The sequence below is a fragment of the Pseudomonas sp. URMO17WK12:I6 genome (assembly GCF_003253625.1).
Classification (GTDB): domain Bacteria; phylum Pseudomonadota; class Gammaproteobacteria; order Pseudomonadales; family Pseudomonadaceae; genus Aquipseudomonas.
This window is the reverse complement of sequence record NZ_QKYZ01000020.1, coordinates 47,485-61,727: the sequence shown is the minus strand read 5'-3', so window position 1 is coordinate 61,727 and position 14,243 is coordinate 47,485. Positions and strand designations below refer to the sequence as shown.

The window sequence follows — 14,243 nt, the reverse complement described above, 5'->3', positions numbered from 1 at the left end:
TAAGCGGCAGGTACGAGGCTGGTCCCGCAGGAGCGAGCTCCTGCAGGGGGGCATTACGGGGTGATGATCACTTTCCGGCAATCTGCGCCTTGGTGTAGAACCCGTCCTGTTCCAGCAGGTCGATGTTGTCCTTGGTCAACGGAGTCGGGGTGAGCAGGATGGTGTCGACTTTTTTGCTGCCGTTATCGTACTGCGAGCTGTAGGCGGGTTTCTCGTTACGCGCCAGTTGCACCGAGAGCTTGGCGGCTTCGGAGGCGATGAGTTTCAGCGGCTTGTACACGGTCATGGTTTGAGTGCCGGCGATCACTCGCTTGACCGCTGCAAGGTCCGCATCCTGCCCCGAAATCGGCACCTTGCCGGCCAGTTGCTGAGCGGCCAGGGCCTGGATGGCGCCGCCTGCCGTGGCGTCGTTGGAGGCGACGATGCCGTCGATTTTGTTGGCGTTGCGGGTCAAGGCGTTTTCAACAATGCTCAGCGCTTCGGTAGGGTTCCATTCCTTCACCCATTGTTGGCCGACGATCTTGATATCACCCTTGTCGATGGCCGGTTGCAGCACTTTCATCTGCCCTTCGCGCAGGACTTTTGCGTTGTTGTCGGTGGGCGCTCCACCGAGCAGGAAGTAATTGCCCTTGGGCGCTGCGTGCAGCACGCCGCTGGCCTGCATCTCGCCGACCTTTTCGTTATCGAAGGAAATGTAGGCGTCGATATCCGCGTTGAGTATCAGACGGTCATAGGACACGACCTTGATTCCGGCTTTCTTCGCTTCGGCCACTGCGTTGGTCAGGACGGTAGCGTTGAACGGCACGATGACGATCACATCGACGCCACGAGAAATGAGATTTTCGATTTGCGAAATCTGCTTTTGCTCGTTGGCATCGGCCGACTGTACGAAGACCTTGGCGTCCATTTTTTCCGCCGCCGCAACGAAGTAATCGCGGTCACGTGACCAGCGTTCCAGCCGCAGATCATCAATGGAGAAACCGATTTTCGGGTGGGCGGCATCGGCCATCACCGGCAGCGACAGCAGAGCCAGGGCGCTGGCCAATAGCGCGCGTTTTACTTTCTTCATGGTGGTGCGTCCTTTTATTTTTGTTTGAAAGACACGGCCTGACGATGAGTATCGGGCTGGTAGAACTGTAGAGAATCTGCAGACGCAGCGGACACAGATTTGTCGTGCGAATGTCACCGCGTTGTTGCGCCCGCAGACCCGTTGGCGATCAGCGATAGATAAACCGGTTGACGAGGTTTTCGAGCATCTCCTGCCTGCCGCTGACGGCCTGCGGATTCAGCTCGTTGGCGAATGCGTGTTCGGCTAACGACTGGAGGTTGAACTCACCCGCCAGCACCGCCTGCCCGAACGGCTGCTGCCAGCCCGCGTAGCGTTGATCCTTGAGCAGCTGGAGCTGGTCGTTCTGCACCATGGCGGCTGCCCGCTCCAGGGACTGGGCGAGGACGTCCATGGCGCCGACGTGACCATGGAACAGATCGATCTCATCGAGGCTCTGGCGGCGAACCTTGGAGTCGAAGTTGAACCCGCCATTCTTGAACCCGCCGGCCTTGAGAATTTCATAGGTGACCAGGGTCATTTCTTCGACGCTGTTGGGGAATTGATCGGTGTCCCAGCCGTTTTGCGGATCACCGCGGTTGGCGTCGATGCTGCCGAAAATCCCCAGCGAGACGGCCGTCGCAACCTCGTGATGAAAGCTATGACCGGCCAGGGTCGCGTGGTTGGCCTCGATGTTGACCTTGATTTCCTTTTCCAGGCCGAACTGCTGGAGAAAGCCAAACACGGTGGCGCTGTCGTAATCGTATTGGTGCTTGGTCGGCTCCTGCGGCTTGGGTTCGATCAGCAGGTCGCCTTTGAAACCGATCTTGTGCTTGTGCTCGACCACCATGCGCATGAAGCGGCCCAGTTGTTCGCGTTCGCGTTTCAAGTCGGTGTTGAGCAGGGTTTCGTAGCCTTCGCGACCGCCCCACAACACGTAGTTGGACCCTTTCAGCCGTTGGGTCGCGTTCATGGCGCTGAATACCTGGGCAGCAGCGCAGGCGAACACTTCGGGGTCAGGGTTGCTGGCGGCGCCTGCGGCAAAGCGCGGGTTGCTGAAGCAGTTGGCGGTTCCCCACAGCAGCTTGATCCCGCTTTCTTCCTGGTGTCGCTCCAGGTGATCAATCATTTGCGCGAGGTGGTTGCGGTACTCCTTCAGCGAATTGCCTTCCGGGGCGACATCCGTGTCGTGGAAGCAGTAATAGTCGATACCCAGTTTGGAGAAGAACTCGAACGCGGCTGCCGCCTTGCCAATGGCCAGCTCCATCGGGTCGCCGGCGTGTTGCCACGGGCGCTTGAAAGTACCTGCACCGAACACATCCGAACCCGGCCAGACGAAGGTGTGCCAACAACAGGCGGCCATGCGCAGGTGTTCGCGCATGGGTTTGCCGAGGATGATTTTGTCGGCGTCGTAGTGACGGAAGGCGAGGGGAGAATCACTGGCAGGGCCTTCGTAGCGGATCCGGTCGACATCGGGGAAGTACGGCATTGGCAATGTCCTTGTTGTTCTTGGGCGTGTCTCGATACTAACAACGGCCCCATGCCTGCTGATTATGAAAATCACCAACAGCGGGTGCGATTTTGCGTATTGAGATTCGTCGTCTGCACGCCTAGTCTGTGCAAACCGCCTCCGTGACAAGGGGCCCGGAACAAGCCTGAAAACAATGAAAACCGTACCGCCTGTTCACCGCATCGCACTGTTGTTCAACGGGAGCAAGATCTATGACCGCGGCATCATCAGCGGCATCGGCAACTACCTGAGCAGCACCCGCGCGTCCTGGGACCTGTTCCTGGAAGAGGATTTTCTCTGCCGGTTGAAAGGGATCGAGCGCTGGCAAGGTGACGGAATCATTGCCGACTTCGACGATCCGCTGATTGGCGAGGCGCTGGCCGATATCAAGTTGCCCGTGGTGGCGGTGGGTGGTTCTTATCAGGATGAACGGGCCTATCCCAAAGGGATCCCGTACGTCGCTACCGACAATAACGCACTGATCACACTGGCTTACACGCACTTGATCGAGGCAGGGCTGCAGCGTTTTGCCTGCTTCAGCCTGCCCGAAGCGCAGGCAAATCGTTGGGCTCAGGAGCGGGAAAAATCCTTTCGACGACTGATGCAACGTGACGGCTTGCACGCCGAGGTCTATCGCGGCATGGGCACCAGCGCACCGCTCTGGGACAGCGCCGTCGAACAACTGATCGCCTGGCTCCAGAGCCTGCCCAAGCCCATTGGCATCATCGCCGTCAGTGACGCCCGCGCCCGGCAGTTGCTGCAAGCCTGCCTGACCGCCGGAATCGCCGTACCGGAGCAGGTGGCGTTGATCGGCATCGACAACGACCCCCTGACACGCAGCCTGACCCGGGTCCCCCTGAGCTCGGTCATCCAGGGCACCGAAACCATGGGCCGCACCGCCGCGCAACTGCTGCACCAGATGCTGCATGGCAAGCCGTCCACGGGCACGCACATCCTGATCCCGCCTGATGCGATCAACGTGCAGGTGTCGAGTTTGCACCAACCTTTGGGCAACCCCTACGTCATGCAAGCGCTGCTGTTTATCCGCCAATATGCCTGCCAGGGCATCAAAACGGCGCAAGTGGCGGCTTATGTCGGCGTGTCGCGCTCATCGCTGGAGTCGCACTTTCGCACTGTGCGAGGCTGCAGCGTGCACGACGAGATTCTGCGTTTCAAACTGGCGGCCGCCACCAGCGGGCTGGAAAATACCGACACAGCGATTGCGGACGTTGCCCGTAATTGCGGTTTCAAATCCGCTCAATATCTACACACGGTGTTCCGTCGCGAGTTTGGATGTACGCCCCGTGAATACCAGCAGGGCGTCAGATAGCGGTGCGGGGTGTAATTGGTCGATTGTTGTGTGGTGCGAAGGGATGGTTTCGACTGTGGATTCAACTGGTCGATGCAACACGACTAAATTCTGTGTAAGCAGAAGGAGCGTGGCAAATGAGGAAAAAACCAAAGTACTTTCCGGATATTGTCAGAGCATTAGTTTTGGTCGTCATTGGCTGTTTCGTGGCAGTGAAAGGCGGAGATTGGCTTTTTGAATGGTGGGGTATACGAATTTCGCCGGGGCTTTACTTTTGCATGGCTTATCTATTCATAGCCTTCGTAGTGTGGATAGCGACAGCAAAGCTGCTTAATGAACTGCGGGCTGAATCGATGGGGCAACAAGAGCGACTAGCATCTGTCGGTGATATGCCGGTTCGCGCCCCAAATGAAGGGAAGGCTGTTTACCGATATCCCTTCCATGTTGTATTTCTGGCAGTTGCCGTTTCTGTGATTTTCATAATCGTTCCAGCCATTTCAGATAATCCTGCGAAACCGATTTCGTCGGTCGGGTACCTGATGTGCTTTGGTTTTGCCACGATTGTAATCATATACGCCGCCTATCTTTTCAAGTTTTCAGTTCGCGTTGATGAGACACGTGTGGAGATTTACGGATTCACGAAAAAAACCTTCCTGTTGAGGGATGTTTTAGACGTTCAGTTACGCCGAGATAAAGGTAGCCCACGCGTGGTGGTAAAGCTTACGAATGGGGGGGTGTTTTCTTTTTCAGGGATGCTGAGAAACTTTTCCAGTTTGACAAAAACATTGCAAACGAAAATCAGATAGGACGGAATTGTACCGTCTCGGCTCTCTCCTGGTGGCTACTCTTGCGACGGTGTTCACAGGATAATGTGGGAAGTCCTATTTCGGAATAGGGGACGGCATTGGGGTGAAACAGGTGTAAACCTATTTCAGGACTAGACAACTTCAGTGTTCAGCTCCCCCGAGGTCCGGTGCGCAGTCCCGCCATGTCTTGCCACACCAATACTTGAGCGTCACAACCGTTGCCAGCACCGATGCCGACGGTAGGAATGGCAACGGCGGCGGTGATATGTGCAGAGACGCAAAGGCTTTTTGGAAAGCCCGATTACCTGCTCCACGTCGTCTCTCGGGATCTGCCGTCTTTCCAGCAGCTTTATGATGAGCGCCTCTCCACGCTGCCTAACGTCCAGCGCCTGGCAAAGACCCGCTTCGTCACGGCTTTCAACTGGCTTGATCGGTCGCATAATGGTGCTAGGGCTTTTTGCGCTTCTACAGTTAGCATTAGGCTTTATCTACGCAGTAACCGAGTGGGTCGAACATTGATCGAACGACGCCAATTCAGCGGAGGCATGAAGGGAAAAAATCTCCGCTATCTGAATGAAAACCCTGATGAGCCTGCTCGAATGACCCGGGCAGGCTTTGTGCTGCTCGAGCATTTTTCGCTGCCCGCGTTCACCCAGGCACTGGACACCATTGTCACCGCGAATCTTCTACGACCCAGGTTGTTCTCTTCGCGAACGTTCGGTTTGAACGACGGCGAGGTCATCAGCGATTTGGGGCTGGTCATCCGGCCGGATGCACGTCTGGATGCTTCAGCCATTCATGATCTGGATCTGCTGGTGATTTGTGGCGGCTACAGGACAGAGCTCAAGGCTGATGATGAGTTCATCAGCCTGTTGCGTATGGCGGCGAACCAGGGTGTCTGCCTGGCCGGGTTGTGGAATGGCGCATGGTTTCTGGGCAGCGCAGGTTTGCTCGATGGGTATCGTTGCGCCATTCACCCCGAACATCGCCCCGCACTCGCGGAAATCTCCAAGGCGACGCAAGTCACCAGTGAACCCTACGTCATTGATCGCGACCGCCTCACCGCGTCCAGCCCCTCGGGGGCATTTCATATGGCGCTGGACTGGATCAAGGGCCTGCACGATAAAGCCCTCGTCGAAGGGATCGAGGACATTCTGGCGTTCGAGGAGTCTCGTTATCGGCGCATCAAACCGGCTGAAAATATCTGTGTGAGCGCGCCCTTGCGCGAGGTGGTCAAGCTGATGGACGCCAACCTCGAAGAGCCTCTGGAACTGGAGCAACTGGCGGCCTATGCCGGCCGTTCCCGGCGGCAACTGGAACGCTTGTTCAAGGAGCAACTCGGTACAACGCCGCAGCGGTATTACATGGAACTGCGGATCACCGAAGCACGGCGACTGCTCCAGCACACCGAACTGTCCCAGGTCGACGTGTTGGTGGCCTGTGGCTTCGTGTCGCCCAGTCATTTCAGCAAGTGTTATAGCTCGTACTTCGGGTACAGACCTTCCAAGGAAAAGCGGCTCGTTAAATAAAGGCTTTCCTTCACCTCTGCGCACCTGACTTCCGGCCCGATTGCTGCCCCGTCCCGCAGGGCAGCCATCGATCGGCTTTTGACGCTATTTGTAATGCTGCTCAAACATCGCCACCTGATCCGGCGTGATCAGCTGAAAGGGTACCCAGACATCCGCTTCGACCGGCTCGCCCTTGATCATCTTGATGGCCGCTTGTACCGCGCTGATCGCCTGGGCCTTGGGGTCTTGAAAGACGGAGGCGACCAGCATCCCGCGCTTGATCGCCGCCAGGCCGTCGGGCAGGCCATCAATGCCGACAATCGCAATCTCGCCCTTGGCTTTGCCGGCTTGCTGCAGTGCCATGGCCGCGCCGATGGCCATCTCGTCGTTGTTGGCGACGATGGCATCGAAGCCAGTGCCAGCCAGCAGCCAATTGCTGGTCAAGTCCATCCCTTTGTTGCGCTGCCACTCGGCACTTTGCTGTTCGATGATTTTGATCCCGGGGTAGTCCTTGAGCACCTGTTTGACCCCTTCGGTGCGGTCGTGCGTGGAGTTCTGTGCCAGGTCGCCCATGATGATCGCGATGTTGCCTTTGCCCCCCAGCTTGTCGGCCAGGTAGCGCATTTGCAGTTGCCCGGCCTCGATGTCATTGGACGCCACCGTGACCACGCCTTTGGGCAGCACGCGTTCGTCCGGGTGGCGGTTGACGTAGACCAGCGGAATCTTTGCCTCGACGGCGGCGCGGGTCATGTTGGCGGTGGCGGCGGTATCCACGGGCAGGACGATGACGGCATCCACCTTCTGACCGAGAAAACCCTGAATCTGATTGAGCTGGCGAACCACATCACCTTGGGCATCCTCGAACTGGATCTGTACGTTCTCCTTCCTGGCAGCGTTTTCCAGGCCGCTGCGCACATAGGTCATGAAGTTGTCGTCAACCCTGGCAATGCTGACGCCGATGCGATAGCTGGCGGCGGCCCATTGGCTGGCGAGTAATAACAGCGTGGCAAATAGAAGTGTGCAGCGACGCATGATGGTTTTCCTTTTGTTGTTATGAGTCGAAATTCATCAAGATCAAACGTGAAGTTTCTGGCGCTCTCTGAATCAAACCCATCGAGAGCGCCAGCGTCCTCAATCCAGCGTGAAGGCTTGCCGAAAACGCTCAAGTGCCACTTCGCTGTCACCGCTGGCCCAGCCCTCGAGCCCGACGACCCCGGTGTATCCCATGCGGAACAAGGCCTTGGCAATGGCCGGATAATGGATTTCACCGGTGCCGGGCTCCATGCGGCCGGGGACATCGGCCACCTGGATTTCGCCGATGGCGCTGCCGGCGCGTTGGATCAGTTCGATCAGGTTTCCTTCGCCGATCTGGGCGTGATAAAGGTCCAGGTTCATCTTCAAATGCGGGCTGCCCACGGCCTCGATCAGCGCCAGGGTATCGTCTGCGCGGGCGAAGGGTGTGCCGGGGTGGTCCACTTCGGTATTGAGGTTTTCCAGCAGGAATACCCGGCCGGCGTCTTCGCCCAGACGGGCGATTTTTTCCAGGGTCTTGCAGGCGCTCAGCCACATGCGTCCGGTGGTGTGGGCCACGGGTTTGACCGGCAAGCCTTTATCGCCCAGGCCGGTGCCATGCAGGTTGAGGCTCGGGCAATTCAGTTGTGCGGCGACGGCCAGCGATTCCCGTGCGCTGTCGAGCAGATGCTGGATGCCTTCGGCGTCGGTCAGGTTGCCTGAGATGTAGCCGGTCATGGAGGTGAAGTCGGCGCCGGTGGCGACCAGGGCCGGAATGTCTTTCTGGGTCCAGTCCCAAATTTCGGCGCTGAAACCCAGCGCGTGAATCCGTTTGACGCGTTCGGTGAACGGCAGGTCGAGGAATACCATCTCGGCGCTGATCGCCAGTTTGAACGGGATAAAACTCATGAACGGGCTCCTTGCACGCGCACTGCTTTGCCCTGTTGGACGGACTCGATACACGCGCGGGCAATGGCCAGTGCCGCTCGGGCATCTTCACCGCTGGCCAGTGGTTTTTCACCGGTGCGCAGGCAGTCGACAAAGTGATTGAGCTCGGCCACATAGGCATCCCGCAACAGGTCGGTGTCCATGCGTTGGGTGTCGGCCTGGATGCCATTGGCCAAGTAGCGCACCAGGTCTGAGTCACTGACGCTGCCCATGGTCAGCATGCCGGCGCTGCCGAACACTTCCCCTCGAACATCGTAGCCATAAACGGCCTGGAAATTGGCCTCGGCCGTGGCGATGGCGCCGTTGTCGAAACGGATCGTGACCACGGCGGTGTCCAGAAACCCTTTGCTCTTGTAGTCCGGTGCAATCAGCGCATCGGCCATGACATAGACTTCGACCGCTTCGGCACCGGGATTGAGGTAGCGCAGGGTATCGAAGTCATGGATCAGGGTTTCGAGAAAAATCACCCACTGCGGCGAAGCGGCCGGATTGTTCAGCGCCGGATCGCGGGTCAGTGAGCGCAGCAGTTGCGGCGTACCAATACGGCCGGCGACCACGTCCAGATGGGCGGCGCGGAAGCTTTTGGCAAAACGACGATTGAAGCCAACCTGCAGCGGCACGCGGGCATCGGCGGCTGCGGCGATCGCGCGGTCGGCCTCGTCGAGGGTAATGGCCATGGGTTTTTCACAAAACACACCTTTGCCGGACCGGGCCGCACTGATCACCAGTTCGGCATGGCTGCGGGCGGGGGCGGCGATCAGGACGCCGTCAATTTCCGGGTCATCGAGCAGTTGCTGTGGATCGGTATAGACCTTCTGCACCCCCAACTCTGCCGCCAACCGAGCGGCCTGGCCGGGGGTAGGGTCGGCGATGGCGGCCAGGCAGGCGCCGGGGATGTGCCGGGCGGCCGTCTGGCCGTGAAAACTGCCCATGCGGCCGGCGCCGATGAGGCCCAGGCGGATGATCTTGGACGTACTCATGAATTGACTCCCTTTTATTGTTGTTCAATGACTTGGCCGCAGGAATGTCCTCGGCTGGCATAACCCTTTGAGCAAGTGCTGTGCCAGTATTTAAGTCGTTGATATTCAAAGGGTTAATCAATATTTTCTGAAAGAAGTGTTCATTCTCAGGACATGTCTACACTGACATGTCTAAAACATGAACATGGAAGCGGATGTCGATGATGGTCAACCCACAGGTAACAGCCTTCAGCGCGCAAGACCTCGATTACATCACCGCTCTCGGCCCCGCGTCGTTGAACGAAGGCTCGATCGCCGCGCTGGAACAGGCCTGGCTGGCGTGTCTGAACGGGCGCACCGATCGACCTGCCGGGGTCAGGCAGGTGATTTGGGATTCCTGGCGGCGCAGCGTCGGCACCGGCCTCGATCCTGAGGATGGCGAATATCGATTTGTTGCTCCTGCCGTTCTGGCCGCGACGCTGGCGGCCAATCGCACGTTGATTGCAGCGGCGGCGCAGGTCATGGGGGGATTGCTGGCCTACAACCCCAGGGGCCATATCAACCTGACCGATGCTCAAGGCACGACCCTGTATTTCTGTGGTCTGGACCTCACACCGGTGGGCAGCCGATTGCTGGAGTCGGTGCAGGGCACCAACTGCACGGGGCTGGCGCTTGCCGAAGATCGCTTGGTGTATGTGCTGGCCGAGGAAAACTTCGCCAGCGGCTTGCGTCGACGGCGCATGCACTGCGCCGCCGCGCCGATCAGGGATGCGCAGGGCAGGACGCTCGCCATGCTGACCCTGACCGCTGAGCCGGGCTGGTTTCATTTTCATACGCTGGGCACCGTCCAGGCCGCGGCCGAAGCGGTCTCGCGGCAGATGGCGCTGCAGAGCCTGCTGGAAGAACAACAAACCGTGCTTGAAGTGCTCAACGAGGGACTGGTGGTGCTGGATGAGCAGGGCTGCATCAAGGCGCTCAACCGTTATGCCCGGCAATTGTTCCGCGTGGGCCAGGATCTGCTCGGCAGCCCATTCCGTCGTCTGGGGCAAAGCGAACTGACCGATAAGATTCTGCTGCATGGCGGGGAAGGGCTACGAGATCTGGATTGCACGTTTGAACTGCATGATCGCAGCCATTTGGCGTGTCTGGTGTCGGTGTGCCCGCTGGAGCAGGGTGGGCGGATTGTTTCGTTGCGTGAGAACCGGCGCATCCGCGAAATTACGCGCCGGGTCATCGGCACTCAAGCCAGCTACACCTTCGAGACCATTCAAGGTAATTCGCGAGCGATACAAGACGCCTTGCGCCTGGGACGGATCGCCAGTCGCAGTGAATCGACCACGCTGATTCTGGGTGAGAGCGGTACCGGCAAGGAGCTGTTCGCCCAGGCGATCCATAACGCCAGCGAGCGTTGCGACGGTCCTTTCGTGGCGGTCAATTGCGGAGCCATTCCGCGCGATCTGGTGCAAAGCGAACTGTTTGGTCATGTCGAGGGTGCCTTCACCGGGTCGGCCCGTGGCGGATCTGCCGGGAAGTTTGAGTTGGCCGATGGCGGAACGATCTTCCTCGACGAAATCGGTGACATGTCTTTCGATGCCCAGGTCAGTCTGCTACGGGTCTTGCAGGAAGGCGAGGTGACGCGCGTGGGGGCGAAAAAATCGCAGCAGGTGGATGTGCGCATCATCGCCGCCACCCACCGCAACCTGAGCCAGGCGGTGGCCGATGGCGCTTTCCGTGAGGATCTTTACTACCGGCTCAACGTCCTGAATCTGACGGTTCCGCCGCTGCGGATGCGCCGGGAAGATGTGCCCTTGCTGGCGCGACATTTTCTCGGTCGTTGCGCGCGATCATTGCGCAAATCGGTGCAGGGCATCTCGCCAGAGGCGCTGGATATTCTTTCGGCCTACAGCTGGCCGGGTAATGTTCGCGAACTTGAAAACACCATCGAGCGCGCAACGAATCTGGCGATGACCGAGATGATTCAGCCGGGTGATCTGCCACTTGAAATCAAGCAAAGGCTGCGGCCATCGGTGCCGGGAAGTGTGCCCGAACCCCGGGCTGCGCTGGACCTTGGCACCCATGAAATGAACGCGATCATCGCCGCCCTCAGGGATGCCCGAGGCAACATCCGCCTGGCCGCCCGGCAACTGAACGTTTCTCGTGGCGGGCTGTACAACAAGATGAATCGATTCGGGCTGAGTGCCGATGCTTTTCGTGCGAGCACCGATCTCTGATGGGTAATGTTGTTCACTTAAGCCGTAATGCGATCTGTAGCAGCTGCCGAGCTTGCGAGGCTGCGTTCGGCTGCGCAGCAGTCGTAAAACCAGAACTCGCGGTGTGTCAGGCATACCGCGTCAGCTGGATTCACGACTGCTGCGCAGCCGAACGCAGCCTCGCAGGCTCGCAGGCTCGACAGCTGCTACCAGCGAACGCAGCCTCGAGCGTTCTCTGAGGTAATGATCTGCAACGGAATATGCACCCGATGCCGGAGCGGATCGAAGTCCGGCGTGGTCTGCAACTCGACCAGCAAGTCGACCAGCGCGGCCGCCAGCAATCGCGGCTGGGAGTCGATGACCAGGTCGATCAACCCTTGATCCAGGGCTTGTCGAGACAGCTCGGTCGACTCCTGCAGGATGCAACACAGCGACGGCCGTTTCGGCAGCTGTGACAGGGCCCGGATGATGCCGTCGCCGCCACCGCCGACCACGCACAGCCCCCGCAAATCGGCATGGCGCGCGATGAGTTCCAGCGTCGCCTCTTCGGTGACATCGCAGTTGTCCAGGTTGATCACCGCTTCGAGTAGGCGCAACCCCGGTGCGCGCTCCGCCAGGTAACTGCGCAGCCCCTCGACCCGAGCCTGATGACCAAGAAAACGATGGCCGCCGAGCAATACGCCGACGCTGCCCTTGCGTGCGCCGCAGGTGTGAGCCAGCAGCCAACCCATGGTGCGCCCGACCTCATGATTATCCTGACCGATGTAAGGTTCTTCTGCCGCCTCATGGATGTCCGACAGCAGGGCGATCACCGGCACGCCTGCGGCTCTGATCTGCGCGATGGCGGCATTGATCAGCGGATGAGCGAAGCTGACCACCGCCAGGCCATCACACTGCACGGCCAGTTGTTCGATCTGGGCAATGATCGCGCTGGGTGTGCGATCGAAGACGTATTCGAACTGGCAGCTCAGATTGGCGCCGGCCTGACGCTGCGCTGCCTCGGTGATGGCGGCGGCAACGTTGGCATAGAACGCCTGGGCGGTACCGAGTAACAGGATGCCGAATCGATAGCTGGGACGACGTTCGCGAATGCGTTGGCCGATCAGCCGGGCGGCGAAATAACCGACGGCTTCGGCGGCCTGGAACACCTGCTCGGCGGTGGCCGGGCTGACCGGAGCCCGGGCGTTGAGCACCCGGTCCACGGTGGCGACACTCAAGCGAGCGTGCTCGGCAACGGTGGCGATGGTGGGGCGTTTTTTGTTGTTCATGCTGGGCCCTTGAGTCGCTTTGATAGAAAACTATCAAGCTGCAATGGGCCTGGATGATAGCTTGATAGGGAATGTATTCAAGGGATTGAGGGTGGTTTGTGCGCTCTCTATATTTTCTCCAGCGATGCCATCCCGCATCGAAAGCAAGTGCTTAAACCATCAAGCTTGCGGAGAACAATAAAATGCACGAACACAACGCAGCCTTTGAAAAAACCGATAAACCCGTGCCAAGGGATTATCGATTGACCGGTCCCGAAGCCGCCCGAGCGGCGCAAAAAGGTTTGGTATCGGCAACGTGGTACCAATCGCCCATCTCCCGCAAACGCATGAAAGAATTGATGCAGCGTCGCGATGGCCCGGCCCTGCGTGATACCGCCATCTGGCTGTCGGCGATGGCTGTGACCGGCTTCGGTGGCTACTGGTTCTGGGGCTCCTGGGCCTGCGTTCCGTTCTTCTTCGTCTATGGGCTGCTCTATGGCACCGCGTCCAATGCCCGTTGGCACGAAACGGGTCACGGTACGGCGTTCAAGACCCGCTGGATGAATGATGCGGTCTACCAGCTGTCGAGCTTCATGTTCATGTTTGAACCCCAGGTCTGGCGCTGGAGCCATGCGCGGCATCACACCGACACCATCATCGTTGGTCGCGATCCGGAAATCGTCGAGCCGCGTCCACCGAGTCTGATCATGATGGTGCTGAGTCTGTTCAGAATGCCTTACGCGTTGAAGACGATGGGGTCAGTTTGCCGGCATGCAGTCGGGCGGATGGGTGAAGAAGAGCAGACCTTCATCCCCGAATCCGAATGGCCCAAAGTGGCGCGAGACGCACGCGTCTGGCTGGCTATCTATGGGCTTACCGTGGGCACGGCGCTTTTTCTGCAGAGCTGGTTGCCGCTGATGTTTATCGGTCTGCCGACCCTCTATGGCGGTTGGTTGTCCTACCTGTTCGGCCTTTCGCAGCACGTCGGCCTGGCGGAAGACGTACTCGATCACCGCAGCAACTGCCGCACGATTTACATGAACCGACTGCTGCGTTTCCTGTACCTCGACATGAACTATCACCTGGAACATCACATGTATCCGATGGTGCCTTTTCATGCGCTGGCGCAGCTTCACGAAGAGATCCGCCGCGACTGCCCGCCGCCTTACGGCAGCCTGTCCGAGGCCTTCAAGGAAATCATCCCGACTATCTGGAGGCAGCGCAAAGACCCGAGCCATTTCGTCTGTCGTCCTTTGCCACAACGCGCAGCATCGGCCGCCACCGTCCAGGCAGAGCCTGAAGTAACGCCGGCCTGACACCTTCCTGTCTGTACCACTACCAGAGAAAACGCCATGACCGATCAATGGATCGATGTATGTGCCGTGGGCGATATCAACGAAGAAGACGTCATTCGTTTCGACCATGGCCCGCACACCTATGCCGTCTACCGCTCTGCCAACAGCGAGTTTTTCGCCACGGCGGGCCTATGCACCCACGAGTCCATTCACCTCGCCGATGGCCTGGTGATGGAGCACGTCATCGAGTGCCCCAAACACAACGGGCGTTTCGACTACCGCTCCGGCAAAGCCCTCGGCGCACCGGTGTGCGTCAACCTCAAGACCTATGAAGTCCGGGTCGAGGCGGGGCGTGTGTTGCTCGCCATCACGGTTTAACTGCACGGAGTCTGTGC

The 14,243-nt window shown here is 59.0% G+C and carries 12 protein-coding genes and 2 pseudogenes; 7 read left to right on the top strand and 7 right to left on the bottom strand.

Annotated elements, in window-relative coordinates:
* Positions 1–67: 67 nt before the first annotated feature.
* Complete coding sequence (gene xylF / locus F475_RS26450; RefSeq protein WP_018930054.1) at positions 68–1,069, bottom strand: D-xylose ABC transporter substrate-binding protein; 1,002 nt, start codon at positions 1,067–1,069, stop codon at positions 68–70.
* 148 nt (positions 1,070–1,217) lie between these two features.
* Entirely contained in the window at positions 1,218–2,534 is a 1,317-nt protein-coding gene (gene xylA, locus F475_RS26445) for a xylose isomerase (RefSeq protein ID WP_111455111.1), read from the bottom strand.
* 175 nt (positions 2,535–2,709) lie between these two features.
* Here xylA and F475_RS26440 point away from each other — a divergent pair, with 175 nt between their 5' ends.
* Together F475_RS26440 and F475_RS26435 are read left to right on the top strand one after the other, a co-directional pair.
* Entirely contained in the window at positions 2,710–3,885 is a 1,176-nt protein-coding gene (locus tag F475_RS26440) for a XylR family transcriptional regulator (protein WP_018930056.1), read from the top strand.
* Positions 3,886–4,001: 116 nt separating this feature from the next.
* Positions 4,002–4,670 carry a hypothetical protein gene (locus F475_RS26435; RefSeq protein ID WP_086944902.1) on the top strand — a complete coding sequence of 223 codons (669 nt, stop codon included), beginning with the start codon at positions 4,002–4,004 and terminating at the stop codon, positions 4,668–4,670.
* A gap of 163 nt (positions 4,671–4,833) precedes the next feature.
* Here F475_RS26435 and F475_RS26430 read toward each other — a convergent pair.
* Positions 4,834–4,947: pseudogene (locus F475_RS26430) on the bottom strand (3-methyl-2-oxobutanoate hydroxymethyltransferase); the annotation flags it as partial.
* On the opposite strand from F475_RS26430, the pseudogene F475_RS31190 reads away from it, so the two are divergent.
* Positions 4,901–5,014: pseudogene (locus tag F475_RS31190) on the top strand (hypothetical protein); the annotation flags it as partial. The pseudogenes F475_RS26430 and F475_RS31190 overlap by 47 nt on opposite strands.
* 201 nt (positions 5,015–5,215) lie before the next feature.
* Positions 5,216–6,199 carry a GlxA family transcriptional regulator gene (locus F475_RS26425; RefSeq protein ID WP_026331794.1) on the top strand — a complete coding sequence of 328 codons (984 nt, stop codon included), beginning with the start codon at positions 5,216–5,218 and terminating at the stop codon, positions 6,197–6,199.
* Between the two features lie 84 nt (positions 6,200–6,283).
* On the opposite strand, the gene F475_RS26420 is transcribed toward F475_RS26425, so the two are convergent.
* The 3 genes from F475_RS26420 to F475_RS26410 all read right to left on the bottom strand — a co-directional run bounded on the left by F475_RS26420 (position 6,284) and on the right by F475_RS26410 (position 9,117).
* Positions 6,284–7,210 (bottom strand): sugar ABC transporter substrate-binding protein, encoded by a 927-nt coding sequence (locus F475_RS26420; protein WP_019648615.1) that lies wholly within the window; start codon positions 7,208–7,210, stop codon positions 6,284–6,286.
* A gap of 99 nt (positions 7,211–7,309) precedes the next feature.
* Positions 7,310–8,098 (bottom strand): TIM barrel protein, encoded by a 789-nt coding sequence (locus F475_RS26415; RefSeq protein WP_018930060.1) that lies wholly within the window; start codon positions 8,096–8,098, stop codon positions 7,310–7,312.
* Positions 8,095–9,117 carry a Gfo/Idh/MocA family oxidoreductase gene (locus F475_RS26410; protein WP_111455109.1) on the bottom strand — a complete coding sequence of 341 codons (1,023 nt, stop codon included), beginning with the start codon at positions 9,115–9,117 and terminating at the stop codon, positions 8,095–8,097. Before F475_RS26410 ends, F475_RS26415 begins: the two co-directional genes overlap by 4 nt.
* Before the next feature lie 194 nt (positions 9,118–9,311).
* Between F475_RS26410 and F475_RS26405 the strand changes: the two genes are divergently transcribed.
* Positions 9,312–11,327: a sigma-54-dependent Fis family transcriptional regulator gene (locus tag F475_RS26405; protein ID WP_168206174.1), complete on the top strand. Its 2,016-nt coding sequence runs from the start codon at positions 9,312–9,314 to the stop codon at positions 11,325–11,327.
* A gap of 185 nt (positions 11,328–11,512) precedes the next feature.
* Here the strand turns inward: F475_RS26405 and F475_RS26400 are convergent, their stop codons facing one another.
* On the bottom strand, positions 11,513–12,574 hold the full coding sequence (locus tag F475_RS26400; RefSeq protein WP_111455108.1) for a substrate-binding domain-containing protein: 1,062 nt from the start codon (positions 12,572–12,574) through the stop codon (positions 11,513–11,515).
* Positions 12,575–12,756: 182 nt separating this feature from the next.
* Between F475_RS26400 and F475_RS26395 the strand changes: the two genes are divergently transcribed.
* The gene (locus F475_RS26395) at positions 12,757–13,869 is read left to right on the top strand and encodes a fatty acid desaturase family protein (RefSeq protein ID WP_111455107.1); all 1,113 of its coding nucleotides are present in this window, start codon (positions 12,757–12,759) and stop codon (positions 13,867–13,869) included.
* A gap of 36 nt (positions 13,870–13,905) precedes the next feature.
* Positions 13,906–14,226: a MocE family 2Fe-2S type ferredoxin gene (locus F475_RS26390; protein ID WP_018930065.1), complete on the top strand. Its 321-nt coding sequence runs from the start codon at positions 13,906–13,908 to the stop codon at positions 14,224–14,226.
* The last annotated feature ends 17 nt before the right edge of the window (positions 14,227–14,243 follow it).

What these genes read in the sequence shown, in the direction of transcription:
- F475_RS26440 (WP_018930056.1), top strand. Translation starts at nt 2,710, where the DNA reads ATGAAAACCGTACCGCCTGTTCACCGCATCGCACTGTTGTTCAACGGG.
- xylF (WP_018930054.1), bottom strand. Translation starts at nt 1,069, where the DNA reads ATGAAGAAAGTAAAACGCGCGCTATTGGCCAGCGCCCTGGCTCTGCTG.
- xylA (WP_111455111.1), bottom strand. Translation starts at nt 2,534, where the DNA reads ATGCCGTACTTCCCCGATGTCGACCGGATCCGCTACGAAGGCCCTGCC.
- F475_RS26410 (WP_111455109.1), bottom strand. Translation starts at nt 9,117, where the DNA reads ATGAGTACGTCCAAGATCATCCGCCTGGGCCTCATCGGCGCCGGCCGC.
- F475_RS26415 (WP_018930060.1), bottom strand. Translation starts at nt 8,098, where the DNA reads ATGAGTTTTATCCCGTTCAAACTGGCGATCAGCGCCGAGATGGTATTC.
- F475_RS26420 (WP_019648615.1), bottom strand. Translation starts at nt 7,210, where the DNA reads ATGCGTCGCTGCACACTTCTATTTGCCACGCTGTTATTACTCGCCAGC.
- F475_RS26405 (WP_168206174.1), top strand. Translation starts at nt 9,312, where the DNA reads ATGTCGATGATGGTCAACCCACAGGTAACAGCCTTCAGCGCGCAAGAC.
- F475_RS26425 (WP_026331794.1), top strand. Translation starts at nt 5,216, where the DNA reads ATGAAGGGAAAAAATCTCCGCTATCTGAATGAAAACCCTGATGAGCCT.
- F475_RS26435 (WP_086944902.1), top strand. Translation starts at nt 4,002, where the DNA reads ATGAGGAAAAAACCAAAGTACTTTCCGGATATTGTCAGAGCATTAGTT.
- F475_RS26390 (WP_018930065.1), top strand. Translation starts at nt 13,906, where the DNA reads ATGACCGATCAATGGATCGATGTATGTGCCGTGGGCGATATCAACGAA.
- F475_RS26400 (WP_111455108.1), bottom strand. Translation starts at nt 12,574, where the DNA reads ATGAACAACAAAAAACGCCCCACCATCGCCACCGTTGCCGAGCACGCT.
- F475_RS26395 (WP_111455107.1), top strand. Translation starts at nt 12,757, where the DNA reads ATGCACGAACACAACGCAGCCTTTGAAAAAACCGATAAACCCGTGCCA.